At 67.2% G+C, this 16,356-nt stretch carries 9 protein-coding genes; 1 reads left to right on the forward strand and 8 read right to left on the reverse strand.

The window, feature by feature from the left end:
* Positions 1 to 111: 111 nt before the first annotated feature.
* The 8 genes from AC1RQC_RS30055 to AC1RQC_RS30090 form a co-directional block, all read right to left on the reverse strand.
* Positions 112 to 2,088, reverse strand: a complete 1,977-nt coding sequence (locus tag AC1RQC_RS30055; RefSeq protein WP_492885523.1) for an alkyl/aryl-sulfatase — start codon at positions 2,086 to 2,088, stop codon at positions 112 to 114.
* A 265-nt stretch (positions 2,089 to 2,353) separates the two neighbouring features.
* Positions 2,354 to 2,812 (reverse strand): (2Fe-2S)-binding protein, encoded by a 459-nt coding sequence (locus tag AC1RQC_RS30060; RefSeq protein WP_492885525.1) that lies wholly within the window; start codon positions 2,810 to 2,812, stop codon positions 2,354 to 2,356.
* 16 nt (positions 2,813 to 2,828) lie between these two features.
* Positions 2,829 to 5,105, reverse strand: a complete 2,277-nt coding sequence (locus AC1RQC_RS30065; RefSeq protein WP_492885526.1) for a xanthine dehydrogenase family protein molybdopterin-binding subunit — start codon at positions 5,103 to 5,105, stop codon at positions 2,829 to 2,831.
* A complete protein-coding gene (locus AC1RQC_RS30070; RefSeq protein WP_492370645.1) occupies positions 5,105 to 5,536 on the reverse strand; it encodes a hypothetical protein in 432 nt (143 codons plus the stop codon). The genes AC1RQC_RS30065 and AC1RQC_RS30070 overlap by 1 nt, the downstream gene beginning before the upstream one ends.
* 26 nt (positions 5,537 to 5,562) lie before the next feature.
* Complete coding sequence (locus AC1RQC_RS30075; RefSeq protein WP_492885528.1) at positions 5,563 to 7,440, reverse strand: GMC family oxidoreductase; 1,878 nt, start codon at positions 7,438 to 7,440, stop codon at positions 5,563 to 5,565.
* A gap of 21 nt (positions 7,441 to 7,461) precedes the next feature.
* Entirely contained in the window at positions 7,462 to 9,963 is a 2,502-nt protein-coding gene (locus tag AC1RQC_RS30080; RefSeq protein WP_492885530.1) for a hypothetical protein, read from the reverse strand.
* 342 nt (positions 9,964 to 10,305) lie between these two features.
* Entirely contained in the window at positions 10,306 to 13,956 is a 3,651-nt protein-coding gene (locus AC1RQC_RS30085) for a hydantoinase B/oxoprolinase family protein (protein WP_492370648.1), read from the reverse strand.
* Between the two features lie 104 nt (positions 13,957 to 14,060).
* Complete coding sequence (locus tag AC1RQC_RS30090; RefSeq protein ID WP_492370649.1) at positions 14,061 to 14,681, reverse strand: winged helix DNA-binding protein; 621 nt, start codon at positions 14,679 to 14,681, stop codon at positions 14,061 to 14,063.
* A 306-nt stretch (positions 14,682 to 14,987) separates the two neighbouring features.
* On the opposite strand from AC1RQC_RS30090, the gene AC1RQC_RS30095 reads away from it, so the two are divergent.
* Entirely contained in the window at positions 14,988 to 16,331 is a 1,344-nt protein-coding gene (locus tag AC1RQC_RS30095) for an amidase (protein WP_492370650.1), read from the forward strand.
* Positions 16,332 to 16,356 lie beyond the last annotated feature (25 nt).

A 16,356-nucleotide genomic window follows, 5' to 3' on the forward strand; every position in this document is an offset into this window, starting at 1 on the left:
CGAACCCAATCCGCCCCAATCCGCCCACGCCACGGCCTTGCCCTCCAGCGCCACCGTCACCTTGCACAGCCAGAACGGCTGCGATTCGCCGACGACGGGCCGGTGGCCGGCTCAGCGCTCCGGCCAGGGCGCCGCGTCCACCACCGGGAAGCTGCCGCTGAACTGGTCCAGCAGGCCCATGAAGCGCGGCAGCAGCGACACATCGCCGCGCAGCGTGAGCCGGCCTTGCGCCACAGCCTCGGCCGCCGTCAAGCGCCGGGTCAGGACGGCGTCGAGCGTGTCGCGGCTGGTCTCGATGACCACGTCCGCCGTGTTCGCCACATCAGCCGCCACATCAGCCGCCACATCAGCCGCCACATCGGCCACCACATCGGCCGCCTCCACCAGCAGGCTGCTCAGCGCGCAGTTGGACAGCGTGCTCATCCAATGCTCGCCGCTGTCGGTGAACAGCCAGCCGATCTGGCACGCCATGCCCTGCGCGCGCTGCCCGTGGATGCGCACCGCCAGCGCGTCGAACAGCAGCTCGTTGCTCATCGCGCCCATCAGCGCGTTGGCCGGCGGCCCCTGCGGATTGGCCTGCGGCGGCCCTTCGCGATACTCGCGCGCGGCCAGCAGGTAGGCATTGCGCCACGTCGCCGACTCGGCCTGGAAGCCCATCTGCTCCAGCGCGCGGGCCGCCAGCTCGCGCGCCTCGGCATGCGCCGGATGCGCGTAGACCGCGTGCTTGAGCACCTCGGCCACCCAGCGGAACTCGCCGCGCTCGTAGTCGGCGCGGGCCTTGGCCATCACGGCGTCGATGCCGCCCATGTATTCCAGGTGCTTGCGCGCGGCGGCCACCGGCGGCAGCGCATGCAGGTTGGCCGGATGCGCGTCGTACCAGCTCAGGTAGTGCTGCACGATCGCCTTGACGTTGTGCGACACGGTGCCGTAGTAGCCGCGCGTGTGCCAGCGCCTGGCCAGCGACTCCGGCAGTTGCAGCCCTTCGGCGATCTCGCCGGCCTTCAGGCCATGGCTCATCAGCCGCACGGTCTGGTCGTGCAGCACGCGGTACAGGTCGCGCTGCTCGGACAGGAAGCGCCGGGCGCGCTCCGCGCCCCAGGTCGGCCAGTGGTGCTGGGCCAGCACCACCACGGTACGCGGGCCATAGCGGTGCAGCGCGCGGTGCAGGTACTTGGACCATGCCAGTGCGTCGCGCACCTTGGCGCCGCGCAATGGGCAAAGATTGTGCAGGTTGTGGGTGGCGTTTTCGGCCAGGTTGAGCGCGCCCTCGGACGGGATGAAGAGGTGCATCTCGGAGGGCGCCTCGGTCTCTGGCGTGAGCTGGAACTCGATCTCCAGCCCGTCGATCACGTGGATCTCGTGCTCGGCCTCGATCGACCGCGTTGGCGCGATCAGCGTCGAGCGGCCCATCGGCAGCGTCTTGCCCAGGCCGGCATCCACCTGCGCTGCCGGCCCTTTGGCCAACGTGTGGCCAAACTGGAACTGCGCGCGGCGCGCCATGGCCACGCCGCCGATCACGTTCTCAGCGATGGCGTGGTGCATGAAGCCGGAGGGCGCAATCACCTGGACCCGCCCGGCGCGCACGTCGGCCTCGTCAACCAGCCCCGCCACGCCGCCAAAGTGGTCGGCATGGCTGTGGCTGTAGATCACGGTGTGCAACGTGCGGTTGCCGCGATGCGCCCGGTACAGCGCGAGCGCGGCTGCGGCGGTCTCCGGGCAGGTCAGCGCGTCCAGCGCGATCACGCCGGTGTCGCCTTCGATAAAGGTGATATTGGCGATATCGAACCCGCGCACCTGGAAGATGCGCGGCGTGACCTGGAACAGGCCGTGGATGCGGTTAAGGCGCGCCTGCCGCCACAGGCTGGGGTTGACGGTATCCGGCGCCTCGGCGGCATCCAGGAAGCCATAGGCTTCCATGTTCCACACGCCGTGCCCGTTGGCGCGTGCCACCTTGGCATTGGGGATGGTGCCGACGAAGCCGCGCTGCGCGTCTTCCCAGTCCTGCTCGTCGTGCTCCGGCAGCTCGCGCGCCAGCAGGCGATGAAAATCAGCCGTGGCCGCGTGGGCACAGCTTGCGTTGTCCGGCATGGGGTCTCCTTGGTGGCGCGTTGACGATGCTCAGGTAAGCCAACCGCGCCGCCAATAGCGGCATCAACAGCGCCGGGATCGGTCAGCACAGCGTGAATCGGCACGCCATGCCATGGATGATCGAACGCAACCCGCTTGTGAGCGCAAAGGGCGGTTTCGCCGCGATGGGCATGGCGCGAATAACCTGAACAGGAATTGGGGTTTCATTCTTTGTCGCCCCCTGCGTTCACGTTATCGGTAAAAACCCTCGCCGGGCGGGGCTGCCTCAGGTGCGTGGCTGCCCGGCGGCCTGGTGGATAGCAGCGCGGATCCGCGGGTAGGTGCCGCAGCGGCAGACAATGTGCTCCATCGCCTTATCGATGTCGGCATCACTGGGCTTTGGGTTGCTTCTCAGGAGCGCGCTGGCGGTCATGAGCTGCGCGCTCTGGCAGTAGCCGCACTGCACCACGTCCAGATCGAGCCAGGCGGCCCTCAAGGCTTGCGCCTGCGGGCCGCGCAAGCCCTCGATGGTCACGATCCGGATATTGGCCAGCGCGGAGACCGGGCTCATGCAGGCGACCTGCGGCGCGCCGTTCAACTGCACCGTACAGGCCCGGCAAACGCCGATGCCGCAACCATACTTGGTGCCGGTCAACCCCAGCTCGCACCGAAGCACCCACAGCAGAGGGGTGTCCGGATCGGACTGCACGGACACTGTCTTACCGTTGATGTTCAGGGGCAGCATGGCTTTCTCCCGGGACTCAGGCCAGTTTCAAAGGCAACGCGCGCAGGCGCTGTCCCGTCAGCGCAAACAGGGCATTGGCCACCGCCGGCGCAATGGGGGGCGTGCCCGGTTCACCTACACCCTGGGGATGGTCCTGGCTTGGCATGATGTGGGTTTCGATGGCCGGGCAGTTGTTCATGAAGATGACGGGGAAGTCACCAAACGTTTTCTGGTGCACCTGGCCGTCGACGATCGTGATCTCCTCGAACAGCGCGGCCGACAAGCCAAAGATGATCGCGCTCTCCATCTGCTGGCGAATCAGGTTCGGGTTCACCGGCAGCCCGCAATCGATCGCGCAGACCACCCGGTGCACGCGCACGGTCTTGTCCGGCGCCACGGATACTTCCGCCACCTGCGCGACGATGCTGCCGTATGCCTCGTGCAGCGCCACCCCGCGTGCGCGTGCGGCGCCGTCGGCTGTCTTCCCTAACGGCGTTCCCCAGCCGGCCTTGTCCGCGGCCATGTGCAACACGGCCAGATGACGCGGATGCCTGACCAGCAGGCTGGCACGAAAGGCAACGGGATCCTTGCCGGCGGCCGCCGCCAGTTCGTCGATAAAGCTCTCGGTAAAAAATGCCTGGTGCGAGTGGCCCACCGAGCGCCAGAAACCCACCGGCACCGGCAGGTCGACAATCGCGTGCCCGACGCGCGCGTTCGGCCATTCGTAGGGCCGGTCGAACGCGCCTTCCGTCGTGGTCTTGTCGATGCCCAGGCCCGGCAGGCCAAGCAAGCGCGCCAGCATGGCCGGCACGATCGCCTGGCTGGCCGACGTGTTGTGCCAGGCCACCAGGTTGCCCGCGCCGTCGAGCCCGGCCTTGAAGCGCGAGAGGCAGGCAGGCCGGTAGAAGTCGTGCGTGGTGTCCTGGACGCGCGACCAGATCGTCTGCACCGGCCGCCCACCGCCCGCGCGCGCGATTGCCGCGGCCTGGGAGATAAAATCCACCTCCAGCCGCCGCCCGAACGCGCCACCGATCAGTTGCGGCTGCACATCGACCTTGTCGGCATCGATGCCGAGGACCTTCGACACCGCCCGGCGCGCCAGGCCAGGCAACTGCGTCGAGACCCAGACCCTGGCCGCGCCGTCGCGCACCTGCGCCGTGCAGTTGATGGGCTCCACCGCGCCATGCGCGAGGTAGGGCGCGCTGTACTCGGCGCTGACGGGCTTGGCGGCTGACTTCAATGCCGCTTCGACATCGCCGTGCCGGTAATAGGCGTGGCCGTCGGAGGCATCCAGCGCCTGCGCGAGACGCCGGCTCACCTCCGGGCTGGACAGCGAGGCGGCGGGGCCAGGGTTCCACACGATCTTGACCGCATCCAGCGCCTTCATGGCCCGGTACGCGTTGTCGGCGATCACCGCCACCCCGCCGGTGCCGCCGTTGTAGGCATCCACCGCGAGCACCTTGACGATGCCCGGCATCGCGGCGGCAACCGCGCCGTCGAAGCTCGCCACCGTGCCGCCCAGCGTCGGGCACATCGTCACGCTGGCGTACAGCAGGCCCTCGGGCAGCACGTCGATGCCAAAGCGCGCCGTGCCATCGATCTTGGATGCGGCCTCCAGGCGGCGTATGTCCTTGCCGATCAGCTTGAATTCGGATGGCGTCTTCAGCGCCACCTTTGCCGGCAGCGGGAGCTTCCCGGCCTGGGCCGCCAGTTCACCGAAGGTGGCTGTTTTCCCGGACGGATGCAGTACCTTGCCGTCCTGCGCGCGGCACTCGCCCGCTGGCACGTTCCACCGCGCGGCTGCCGCGCCGATCAACATCGCGCGGGCGGATGCGCCGGCCTCGCGCATCGGGTCCCACAAGTCATTGAGGCTCGACGAGCCGCCTGTCACCATCTCGCCGATCTCGCGCATGAGCTTGGCGGTCAGCCAGGCGGCCAGATGCCTGGCCACGCTGTCGTCGTCCGCGCGGAACGGGAGATCCTCGACGACGACTTCCAGGTTGTTGTAGATCTTGTCCACGGGCGCGTGCTCAACCTTCACGTGCGCCCAGCTGGCATCCAGCTCGTCGGCCAGCACCATGGCCAGGCCGGTGTGCACGCCCTGCCCCATCTCGGAGCGGCACATCATGATGGTGACGGTGTTGTCCGCTGCGATCTTGACCCAGCCATTGAGCCCCACCTGCGTGCCAACCGCCGGCAACGGCTGCGACGTGGCCAGCCGCTGCCGAGGCGGCAGCACCGACCAGCCGATCAGCAACGCACCGACTGCCCCGATGCCGCCGATGCCACCGACCAGGAACGCTCTGCGCTTCATCAGAACTCGAGGCAGAAATCGATCAGGCGATGCTTGTCCCAGTACACCTTGCCAAGATACACGCCAGGCGCGATGCAGCGAATCTCGTCGCGGATCCAATGCGCGACCAGCGATGTGGCGGAATAGTCCAGGACAATGCACTCCTTCTGGTCAAGCCAGCTCTCGCCCTTGTACACCTTCGCCAGGATCGCCTCGAGCCCGAAGATGGAGACGCGGTTCTTGAGAACGCCGCGCTTGGCGTCGAAGACCTTTCCCTGCCAGGCAAAGAGGTTGATCATCTTGGCGATGCTCTCGGTGAATACCGTGCCGGGCGAGATGATCGCGGTGCCGGCGGCCTCGCCATCCGGAATATCGCCGGCCGGGCTGTTGCGAAACAGATCGTCAAGCTGGTCCTGGCTCATTTCCAGCAGCATGCGTACGTCGTATGCCATGTTTGCACCTCCAATGTCGCGCCTGCCTACACCGTCGCCGCCGCCGTCGCCTTCGCCTTCGCCGCGGCGTTCGCTTCGTGCAAGAGCACGTCGGCAGCCTTCTCGGCGATCATGTAGACCGCGCTGGCCAGGAAGAAGCCGGGAATCCTCGGGAAGACGGACGCGTCGACAACCCGCAGCCCGCGCGTGCCATGCACGGAAAAATCGCTGCCCAGCACGCCGCCCGCCGCACGCGCGCCGATGGCGCAACTGCACGAGGCGTGATGCCCCCAGGCGTTGTCGCGCACATAGCCGCCCAGTTCATCGTCGCTGCGCAGGTGCGCGCCAGGAAGCTGCTCCTGCGCGATCACGCCGCGCTCTGCCAGCGGCGCTGCCAGCTTGCGCACAAAGCGGATGGCGTCGATCACCGCGCGCAGATCCTCGTCCGCCCCCGCCCCGCCTTCTTCGAAATAATGGAAATTGATCAAGGGCGGCTCGAGCGGATTCGCGGAGCGCAACCGCACCGTGCCCGCGCGGTTGCGCGTGTGTGCCTTGAGAATGGCCCAGGTAAGCGCATCGTCGCTCTGGGCGAATAGCTTGGAGTAACCCGGGAAGTAGCCGGTGAAATGCTCAACCAGCGCCATGCAGAACACATCCGGTGCGGGCGCGGATTTGCGCGAGCGCCGTGCGACCCCGATCGCCACGCCGTTGGAGGTGTAGACCCCATGCCGGCGGTCGCGCCAGCTGCAATAGGCCGGATCATCCTTCTGGAAGCGGGCGCCATCGAGGATGCGCCACGGCTGCGCCATCCGGCTTACCACGCCCACCTCATAGCGATCCTGGAGATTGCGCCCGACGCCCGGCAAATCCACCTTCACGGCAATGCCGTGCGCCCGAAGGTGCTCGGCAGGGCCGATGCCTGACAGCATCAGCAGTTGCGGCGTATTGAACGCCCCGCCCGCCAGGATCACCTCACGGCGCGCGTGCACTTCATGGCGTACGCCCGGCGCCGTGCTTGGCGAGACGTGGGCCTGGTAGAGGCGCTTGCCCTTCAGGTATTCGACACCGGTCGCCGTGCCGTGCGCGTCCAGCAGCACGCGCGTGGCCAGCGCGTCCATCTCGATATGCAAGCACGACGGCAGGCGGGTCGCCACATCCAGCACCCGTTCGCGCGCGCCGTGGCGCGCATGCCCGCGCGTGGAAAGCGGCGTATAGCAAACGCCTTTGAAACATCGCCTTGCCCAGATCCTGGCGTTCGGATCGCCCTGCCAGCGCAAGAAGCTCAGGACCGCATGCAGGCGCCGCGGCACGCTGCGCGCCGCCAGTTCCATGGAGCCCAGGATCAGGCGCGTGAGCGCATTGTCGGCCAGCGCTTCGAGCGGGAACGCGCGCTCGGTGCTGAGCCATCCGTCCCAGCCGTGCGCCGTGGGATCGAAGCCAAGGCGGCGCGCGAGCGCCCACAGCGGACGGTGCCGGCATTGCTCCAGCGTCTTGGCATACCGGCGCATGCGAGCGGCTTTCCACGAGTGGTCGCCGGTCAGCTCGGCAATGCCGTCCCAGTCCGAGTCGTGCGGGTAGAGGAAGATCATCGCGTTGTGCGCGGTGCAGCCGCCGAGCGTCGCCGCCCGGGGATAGAGCACGCCTTCGCTGCCGTACTTCGGGTCCCTGCGCTGCTGCGCATCGTCCGCGTAGTGGCGCACGAAAAAATTCCAGCTCATGGCCGGATTCTCAGAGGCGCAGGCATGAAACGCCGGCACCTCGTAATCCTCCGGCATGCAAGCCGTGCCAGGCTCGCGCGCATCGTTGCCGGCCTCGAGCAGGAATACGCGCATGCCGGCCTCCGCCAGCCGCGCGGCGAGCGTGCCGCCCCCCGCGCCGGAACCGACGATCACGTAATCCCATGCTTGTTCGCCTGGAGCAGACATATCCCCGCCGCGCCGCCTACGTCAAAACGTCTTGAGAAAGGCAATCAAGGCCCGTTTTTCGTCATCGCTCAATACCGGCTCCTGCCCGAACGATTGCTCATCGGCGCTCAGGCCGGCCTGGTTGTTGAACTCCGCCGTGCCGAAGTAATGGCCGCGGTTCACGACAAAATCCGGGCACTTGCTGAGTGCCAGCATCGGCTTGACCAGATCGGCGTAGGTCTTGCCCAGATCCGCGTCGGTCGCACCCTCCGGCACGGAGGCCAGGTCCGATCTCAGCTTGAGCGCAAGGCCCACCACCTTGGCCGCATGCTCGGCCTTGGCCCCGACGTCGGTGGTCTCCGATAGCGGCTGGATATTGGCCAGCAGGTTGACCGGCATCTGCCTGGGCGCCGGCCCGATCGTCACATCGCCGCTCGCCCCCACCAGCCACGGCGCATAGCGGTGCATGAAGCCCTGCAATGGCTGGAGCGCGTCCGGCACGAAGCCCTCCGGCACCGTAATCTGGCTGCGCTCGGTAGTGCGATCGATGGTGCCCGGCACCTTGGCGCCCAGGATGTCGTCATGCACGCGCTTCTCGGGCCAGAGCAGCTGCTCGATGGACGCATCGAAGACCTGGATACGGCTGGCGACCGACGGATCCTCGCTGAAGGGTCCAAGCGCGTTGTTAAGCAGGAACGGCGCCGTCGACCAAATGCTGATCAGCGAGGGCACGCGGGTATAGCCACGGCCGCCCGCCGGCATCCGGTATTGCCAGCGCTCGCCGGTGAAGGGGTCGTTGAGGGTAACGCTACCCACCGAGGGCAGCGTCTTGTACGACTCCGACGAGAAGTTGTCCCAGATATTTCCGCGCAGTGCATTGGTCGCGAGCGGGCTGCACACGTTGGTCCGCAGCAGCGTGGCGGGAATGCGCGCATCGGACGACAGATAGTTGCCCGCCAGGAAGTCCGGCGCCTTGACCACGTCGCGCATCTGCGTTTTGAATTCGTCCGTCTGCGTCCATTTCCAGTACCGCATGAAGCAGGCGAGATAGTTCGGGCCCGCGCAGTTCTGCAGGTTCAGGCTGGCCGGCGGCGGCGGCGCCTTGCTGGAATGACAACGCGCGCAAGTGTCGGCGAACACGACCTTGCCCCGGTCGAGCATCTGCGCGCCGGCCGGCGTGGAAGTATCCGCCAGGAAGCCAGCGCCGCCCGGGGCATCGCTCAAGTGGTCCGGCGGGGTCGCCTTCAGCAGGAACAGCGCCATATTGATCGTGCCGGCTTCCGTCGCCTTCCAGTAGCTCGAGTTCTTCTGCGCCACGGCGAGCTCGATGGGCGAGATCGCCTTGCCGCCGAGGATGGGATTGAAGTGCAGCAGCCATTCCTCGCTGAACAGGCCGATATTCAGGTACACCCGGTTCAATGCGCCCAGCACGCCGACCGAATCGGCGCCGTCCTTGAGGACATGCGGCGTCCATACCGTGTCGGGCGGCGTGTAGAACTGCGTCAACGCGCCGGTCTTGACGAAGTCGTTGAGCTGCCGGTTGTTCAGCTCGCCCCCGGCCAGTTTTTCTTCGCCGATGCGCCTGGCCACGCCCATGCGCGACATCAGGTCGTAGAGCGCGTTCATGGTGCGGGGGTTGTTGATGTTGTCCGTGGACACCAGCGAAGTATCCATGGTGCCCGGGCGGAAGGTATGCACGAGCTGGAACATGAAGTTCTGCCGGCCTTCGGGCGTCGATGCGTTATGGATGAACAGCCGGTCCACCCACATGTACTGCGCACCCACCGTGGAACTCAGCTCGGGCCATTGCGGGTGCGCGGGATCCCCGGGGGGATGGATCGGGCTCGGGCCCACGTGGCAAAAACCGCAGGCCATGCCAACGCGGTAGGGCCGCACGAGATCCGCGCGATTGTAGTACTTGGGATCGGTGTAATAGCGCTGCGGATCCCATGCCTTCGCAGCCTTCTCGTCAAAGGCCGGGTTGGGGAACAGCCGCAAGCCGACGATGCCCGTGGGGTAGCCGTAGTAAGAGCCCACCGGCAGCTTCGCGCCATTGGCGAACGTGGTGCCGCGCGCGCCAATCTTGACGCCCGGATAGGCTTGCTCGTTCTCGAAGGGATCGGCCGGGCAATCCTTGACCCGTTGGTCCAGCCACAGCCCGAAGCGCTGCGGATCGGGCCCTGCGGGTTTTTCGAAGCAGGGCTCGTTGAGCAGGCCCAGATAGCGCCAGCGGGTGTCGCGGGAATAGCCCTGGCTCGGATGCGAGCTGATGGACTTGAGCAGGTCGAACGCACCGAACGTGAAGTTCGTCATGTCGTCCCAGAACCGGTCGTTGCCGCCGCTCCACACCAGCCACATATTGCGGCCGGCGATTTCTTCCTGGGTCAGCGCAACGCCACGATCCATGTCGTGGAAATAGTCTTCCGATGCGTGCCGGAACGTTTCCGGGCCCCGGCCGGCCTGCTTCGCCTCGTCAAGGACGCGGCCCGGCTCCGGCTTGGTACACCCGCCCGCGGCGAGCGCGCCAATCAATGCGCCAATCAATGCGATACCAAGAACGATTGATCTGCTGCGTGGCGTCACTGCGGTCCCTCCCTTGCCCCCCCGGGAAGGACCACTTGCTGCACGATGGCCTCGCCCCCCAGGGTCTTCATAAACCTAGGAATCACCTGAGGATAAGTCAAGGAGTTTGCTGCAACGCGATGTGTCCGGCAGCGACGCCCGGCGCGCCAAACCTGGCAAAAACGATGGATCGAAAATTCAGGAAGTGACGAAAGACTGATCTGTGGGAAATGAATGGAAATGAATGCGAGTGTAAATTCGCCGCGCCCGCGAAGCCCGTGCGACGAGCCGGCGCATTGCACCCCGGCTCGCCCCGCCACGCCCTTACACCTTGCCGTAGCCCCCGCCTCCCGGCGTTTCCACCACGAAGACATCGCCCGCTTGCATCTCGCAACGCCCGACATGGCCCAGCGCTTGCTCGCTCCCGTCACCCCGCACCACGTAGTTGCGGCCCATCGCGCCGGGCTCGCCGCCGGCCATGCCGAACGGCGCATGCAAGCGGTTGTTGGACAGGATCGACGCCGTCATCGGCTCCAGGAAGCGCACCTTGCGGATGCCGCCGTTGCCGCCGTGCCACTGCCCCGCGCCACCCGAGCCGGGCCGGATCTCATAGCTCTCCAGCCGCACCGGGAAGCGCCATTCCAGCACCTCGGGGTCGGTCAGGCGCGAGTTGGTCATATTGGTCTGCACCACGTCGCAGCCGTTGAAACCCTGCCCCGCGCCGCTGCCGCCGGAGATGGTCTCGTAGTACTGGTAGCGCGCGTTGCCGAAAGTGAAATTGTTCATGGTGCCCTGGCTGGCCGCCACCACGCCCAGCGCGCCATAAAGCGCGTTGGTGATGCACGATGACGTTTCCACATTGCCCGACACCACCGAGGCCGGATAGCGCGGATTGAGCATGGAGCCTTCGGGGATGATCACGTTGATCGGCTTGAGGCAGCCGGCATTGAGCGGAATGTCCTCGTTGACCAGCGTGCGGAACACGTAGAGCACGGCCGCCATGCAGACCGCGCGCGGCGCGTTGAAGTTGTTGGGCAATTGCGCCGAAGTACCGGTGAAGTCCACCACGGCTTCGCGTCTGGCCTGATCCACGGTCACGCGTACCTGGATTTGCGCGCCATTATCCAGCGGGTAGCGGTAGGCGCCGTCCTTCAGCGCGGTGATGACCCGGCGCACGGCTTCCTCGGCGTTGTCCTGCACATGGCCCATATAGGCGCGCACCACCGGCAGGCCGAACTGCACCACCATCTTGCGCAGCTCTTCCACGCCCTTGGCGTTGGCCGCCACCTGGGCGCGCAGGTCGGCCATGTTCTGGTCGATATTGCGGGCCGGGTAGCGCGCGCCCGCCAGCAGTGCGCGCATGCCGGCATCGTCGAGCACACCGGCCTTCACCAGCGGAAAGTTGTCGATCATCACGCCCTCTTCCTCCACCACCGTGGAGTCCGGCGGCATCGAGCCCGGCGTGATGCCGCCGATATCCGCATGGTGGCCGCGCGAGCCAACGTAGAAGAGGATCTCCGCGCCAGCCTCGTCGAAGACCGGCGTGATCACCGTCACGTCCGGCAGATGCGTGCCGCCGTTGTACGGGTCGTTGAGCACGTAGACATCGCCATCGGCCATGTGCCCGGCATTGCGCGTGATCACGGTCTTGATGCTCTCGCCCATCGAGCCCAGGTGCACCGGCATGTGCGGGGCATTGGCGATCAGGTTGCCGCCGGCATCGAAGATGGCGCAGGAGAAGTCGAGCCGTTCCTTGATGTTGACCGAGTACGCCGTGTTTTGCAGCCGCTGGCCCATCTGCTCGGCGATCGACATGAACAGGTTGTTGAACACTTCCAGCATGACCGGATCGGCGTCGGTGCCCATGGCGCGCCGCTGGGGACGCGGCACGGCGCGGGTCAGCACCAGGTGGTCGCGCGCGGTCAGCTCAGCCTGCCAGCCGGGCTCGACCACCGTGGTGGCGTTGCGCTCGGCAATGATGGCGGGGCCCGGCAGCACGTCGCCGGGGCGCAGCGTATCGCGCGGGAACAGGCCGGTGTCGTGCCAGGCGCCGCCGCTGAACACGCGCACCAGTTCCGCCGGCACGGGCCCGCCGGTGCGCGGCTGCGCGTCGGGCAGTTTCTCCTCGGGCGGCTCGCTGCTGCCGATGGCTTCCACCGACAGGGCTTCCACGACCAGGGGCTTGCCTTGCATCAGGAAGGCATAGCGCTGGCGGTACGCGGCATCGAACGCCGCCTGCATGGCAGGCAAGGTGCCGAACGGCACCACCAGCGCCGAATCCGTGCCCTCATAGCGCAGGTGCGCACGGCGCACCACATCGATCTGCGCCTCGGCGACTTCCTGCTCCAGCAGTTCCTGCCGCGCTTCGCTTGCCAGCGCATCGAGCGTGGCTTGCAACGCGGGCAATGCGCTGTCGTCCAGGCGCGTCTCCACGGCGCGCTCGCGCATGGCGGTTCGGTCGGCCAGGCCCATGCCGTAGGCCGACAATACGCCCGCCAGCGGATGCACGAACACGGTCTGCATGCCGAGGGCGTCCGCCACCAGGCAGGCATGCTGCCCGCCGGCGCCGCCGAAGGTGGTCAGTGTGTAGCCGGTCACGTCGTGGCCGCGCTGCACGGAGATCTGTTTGATGGCATTGGCCATATTACCGACCGCGATCTCGATGAAGCCTTCGGCCACCTGCTCGGCGCTGCGTTGATCGCCAGTCGCTTCCGTTACCGCTTGCGCCAGCGCCGCGAACCTGGCCACCACCGTGTCGCGGTCCAGCGCGGCATCGGCGCGCGGGCCGAACACCGCGGGGAAATGCCGCGGCTGGATCTTGCCGAGCATGACATTGCAGTCGGTCACGGCCAGCGGGCCGCCGCGCCGGTAGCTCGCCGGCCCCGGGTTGGCGCCGGCCGAATCGGGGCCGACGCGGAAACGGCTGCCGTCAAAATGCAGGATGGAGCCGCCGCCGGCGGCCACCGTGTGGATGCTCATCATGGGCGCGCGCATGCGCACGCCCGCCACGCTGGTCTCGAACACGCGCTCGAAATCGTTGGGATGATCGCCGTTGAAGTGCGAGACATCGGTCGACGTGCCACCCATGTCGAAGCCGATGATGCGCCCAAAGCCCGCGCTCTGCGACGAGCGCACCATGCCGACGATGCCACCGGCCGGGCCGGACAGGATGGCGTCCTTGCCCTGGAAGCGGTGCGCATCGGTCAGCCCGCCGCTGCTCTGCATGAACTGCAGGCGCACACCCGGCATCTGCTGCTCCACTTGCCCGACATAGCGGCGCAGGATCGGCGACAGGTAGGCGTCCACCACCGTGGTATCGCCACGCGAGACCAGCTTCATCAGTGGCGACACCTGGTGCGAGACGGAAATCTGCGTAAAGCCGGTCTCCCGGGCGATCCGCGCGGCGGCCTGCTCGTGCGCCGCCTGGCGGTAGCCGTGCAGGAACACGATGGCGATGGCGCGGATGCCGCTGTCGAATACACGCAGCATATCGGCGCGCAGCGCGGCTTCGTCGAGCGGCGTCACCGTTTCGCCCTGCGCATCCAGGCGCTCGCCCACCTCCACGACTTCGCGGTAGAGCAGCTCCGGCAGCACGATGTTCAGGTCAAACAGGCGCGGCCTGTTCTGGTAGGCGATGCGCAGCGCATCGCGAAAGCCGCGCGTGATGAACAGCGCCACCGGCTCGCCCTTGCGCTCCAGCAAGGCATTGGTCGCAACGGTGGTGCCCATCTTCACCACTTCCACCTGCGCCGGCGTGACCGGCTCGCCCGGCGCCAGCCCCAGCAAGTGGCGGATGCCGGCCACGGCGGCATCGCTGTACTGCTCCGGGTTCTCGGATAACAGCTTGTGCGTGACCACCGTGCCGTCCGGCTGGAGTCCCACCACATCGGTGAAGGTGCCGCCGCGATCTATCCAGAATTGCCAGCGGCGACGGTCCGAAACAACGGCGGCGGAGGATGGCAGCGACTTCGGCATACGGGGGCTTCCTTCTAGGGCGTGATGGAGATGTCGGGAAAAAACGGGCGGCCATGCGGCGGCGCGGCCGGGGCGCAGGCCGGTCGCGCGCGATGTGCTTGCTGCTACAGGGACGTTGCCGAGCGTGCGGCCTGCTCGTACAGGCCGGTCAGCACACGCAGCAGCCGTGCCAGCTCGCCGATCTCCACGTTCTCGGCACTGCCGGCGGAGAAATTGCTGGTCAGGCATTGCTCGCGGATCTCGCGGTAGCGTGCGCAGGCCTGGGTGCCGGCGGGGGTGGTGATGTAGGTGGCTTCCTTGCCGATGCGCTCGCCCTCCACCAGTGCCAGGCCCTGCAGCTTCTTGAGCGCGTAGGTGACCAGGTGGGTGTCCTCGACGTTGAGCACGAAGCAGATATCGGCGAGCCGCTTGGGGCGCGCCCGGTGGTTGACGTGATGCAGCACCAGCACGTCCAGGAAGGTCAGGTCGCGCACGCCGGAGGCGCCCATGCAGCGTACCACCCAGCGGCTGTAGGCGTTGTAGGCCGTGTTCAGGCCGAACTCGAACTCCGACAGCTCCGGGCTGCGCTCCGACACCAGGTGCGAAGACGAAACGATATTGGGGCCCGACGGATGCGCCAGCGCGCTGGCCGCAGATCTGGCGGGCGCTTGGCCACCCTCGGCTTGATCGGCTACTGGCTCGGTTGCTGGCTCGGTTGCTGGCTGAGTTGCTGGCTTACGCGCCATGTCTTCACTCCTTTCAGGGGTCGGTGTACGCACGGAACGACAAGAATGACTAGGTGTAACCCCGATGTCCCGGCCACCATATTTGGCTTGACAGTTTATTAACAAATTATGAGGATAAACACAAAATAAATCCAAGCAAAACATCGGGGATGTCACCGTGGATTCTGCACGAAAAAAGGGCGGGGAACGCGGGTTGCGCACTATCGCGGGGACGCAGGCGTGCCCCGCCATGGGCTGGTTGCGCAGCGCGGACGCACTCGATAGACTCGATCGGACCCCTCCTGAGCGCGACTGATCGCGAGCCCCATGCCCACGGATATCCAAACATTACAGACAAAACTTCGCGATGGCGCGATCTCCCGCGCCGACGTGATCGCCCAGGCTGCGCAGCACGCGCAACAGCCGGACGCGCACGCCGTGTTCCTGCATACCACCTTCGACACCGCCGCGCAGGTCGCCAAGGCCGCCGATGCGGCCTGCCGGGCGGGCAAGCCGCTGCATCCGCTGGCCGGCCTGCCGGTCTCGGTCAAGGACCTGTTCAACATCGCCGGCGAAACCTCGCGCGCAGGCTCGCCGGTGCGCAGCGACGCGCTGGCGGCCACGGCCGACGCCACGGTGGTGCGCCGGCTGCGCGAGAGCGGCGCGGCGCTGGTCGGGCGCACCAACATGACCGAGTTCGCCTTCTCGGGCGTGGGCATCAACCCGCATTTCGGCACGCCGGTGAACCCCGCGGACAAGCAGGTCGCGCGCATTCCCGGCGGCTCGTCGTCGGGCGCCGCGGTGTCCGTGGCGCTGGGCCTGGCCGCGGCGGGTCTGGGCAGCGACACCGGCGGCTCCATCCGCATCCCGGCTGCCCTGTGCGGGCTGACCGGCTTCAAGCCGACCGCCCGGCGCGTGCCGCTGGATGGCGCCTTCCCGCTCTCCTATACGCTGGACACCGCCTGCGCCATGGCGCGCACGGTGCAGGATTGCGTGCTGGTGGACAGCGTGATCGCCGACCAGGCGGTGCTCCCCGTCATCAAGGCCGCGGCGGGTATCCGCCTGGCCATCCCGCGCCAGGTCCTGCTCGACGGACTCGATGACACGGTGGCGCGCGCGTTCGACCGCGCCCTCGGCCGGCTGTCCGCGGCCGGCGTGCAGATCGAGCACATCGACCTGCCGGAGCTGGCCGAGCTGGCCAGCATCAACGCCGGCGGCGGCTTCACCGCCGCCGAGGCGCATGCCATCCACCGCCACGTGCTGGCCACGCGGCGCGAGCAATACGATCCGCGCGTCGCCTCGCGCATCGACCGCGGCGCGGCCATGAGCGCGGCCGACTACGTGGACCTGATGCGCGCCCGCCTTGACTGGATCGCGCGGGTAGCAGTTCGCATCGAAGGCTTCGACGCCGTGGCCTGCCCCACCGTGCCGATGGTGGCGCCGCCGATCGCCCCCCTGGTGGCGGACGACGATTTGTTCTTCCGCACCAACGCCCTGCTGCTGCGCAATACGTCGGCGTTCAACTTCCTCGATGGCTGCTCCATCTCGCTGCCCTGCCACCAGCCGGACGAGCTGCCCGTGGGCCTGATGCTCTCGCACGGTGCGTTGCGCGACGCGCAACTGCTGGGCACGGCAATTGCATTGGAATCCATCATCAAGCCGGCGGCCTGAGGCGCCGCGGCAAGGACAGAGGTAA

It is taken from the genome of Cupriavidus sp. GW822-FHT03E04 (genome assembly GCF_058801495.1).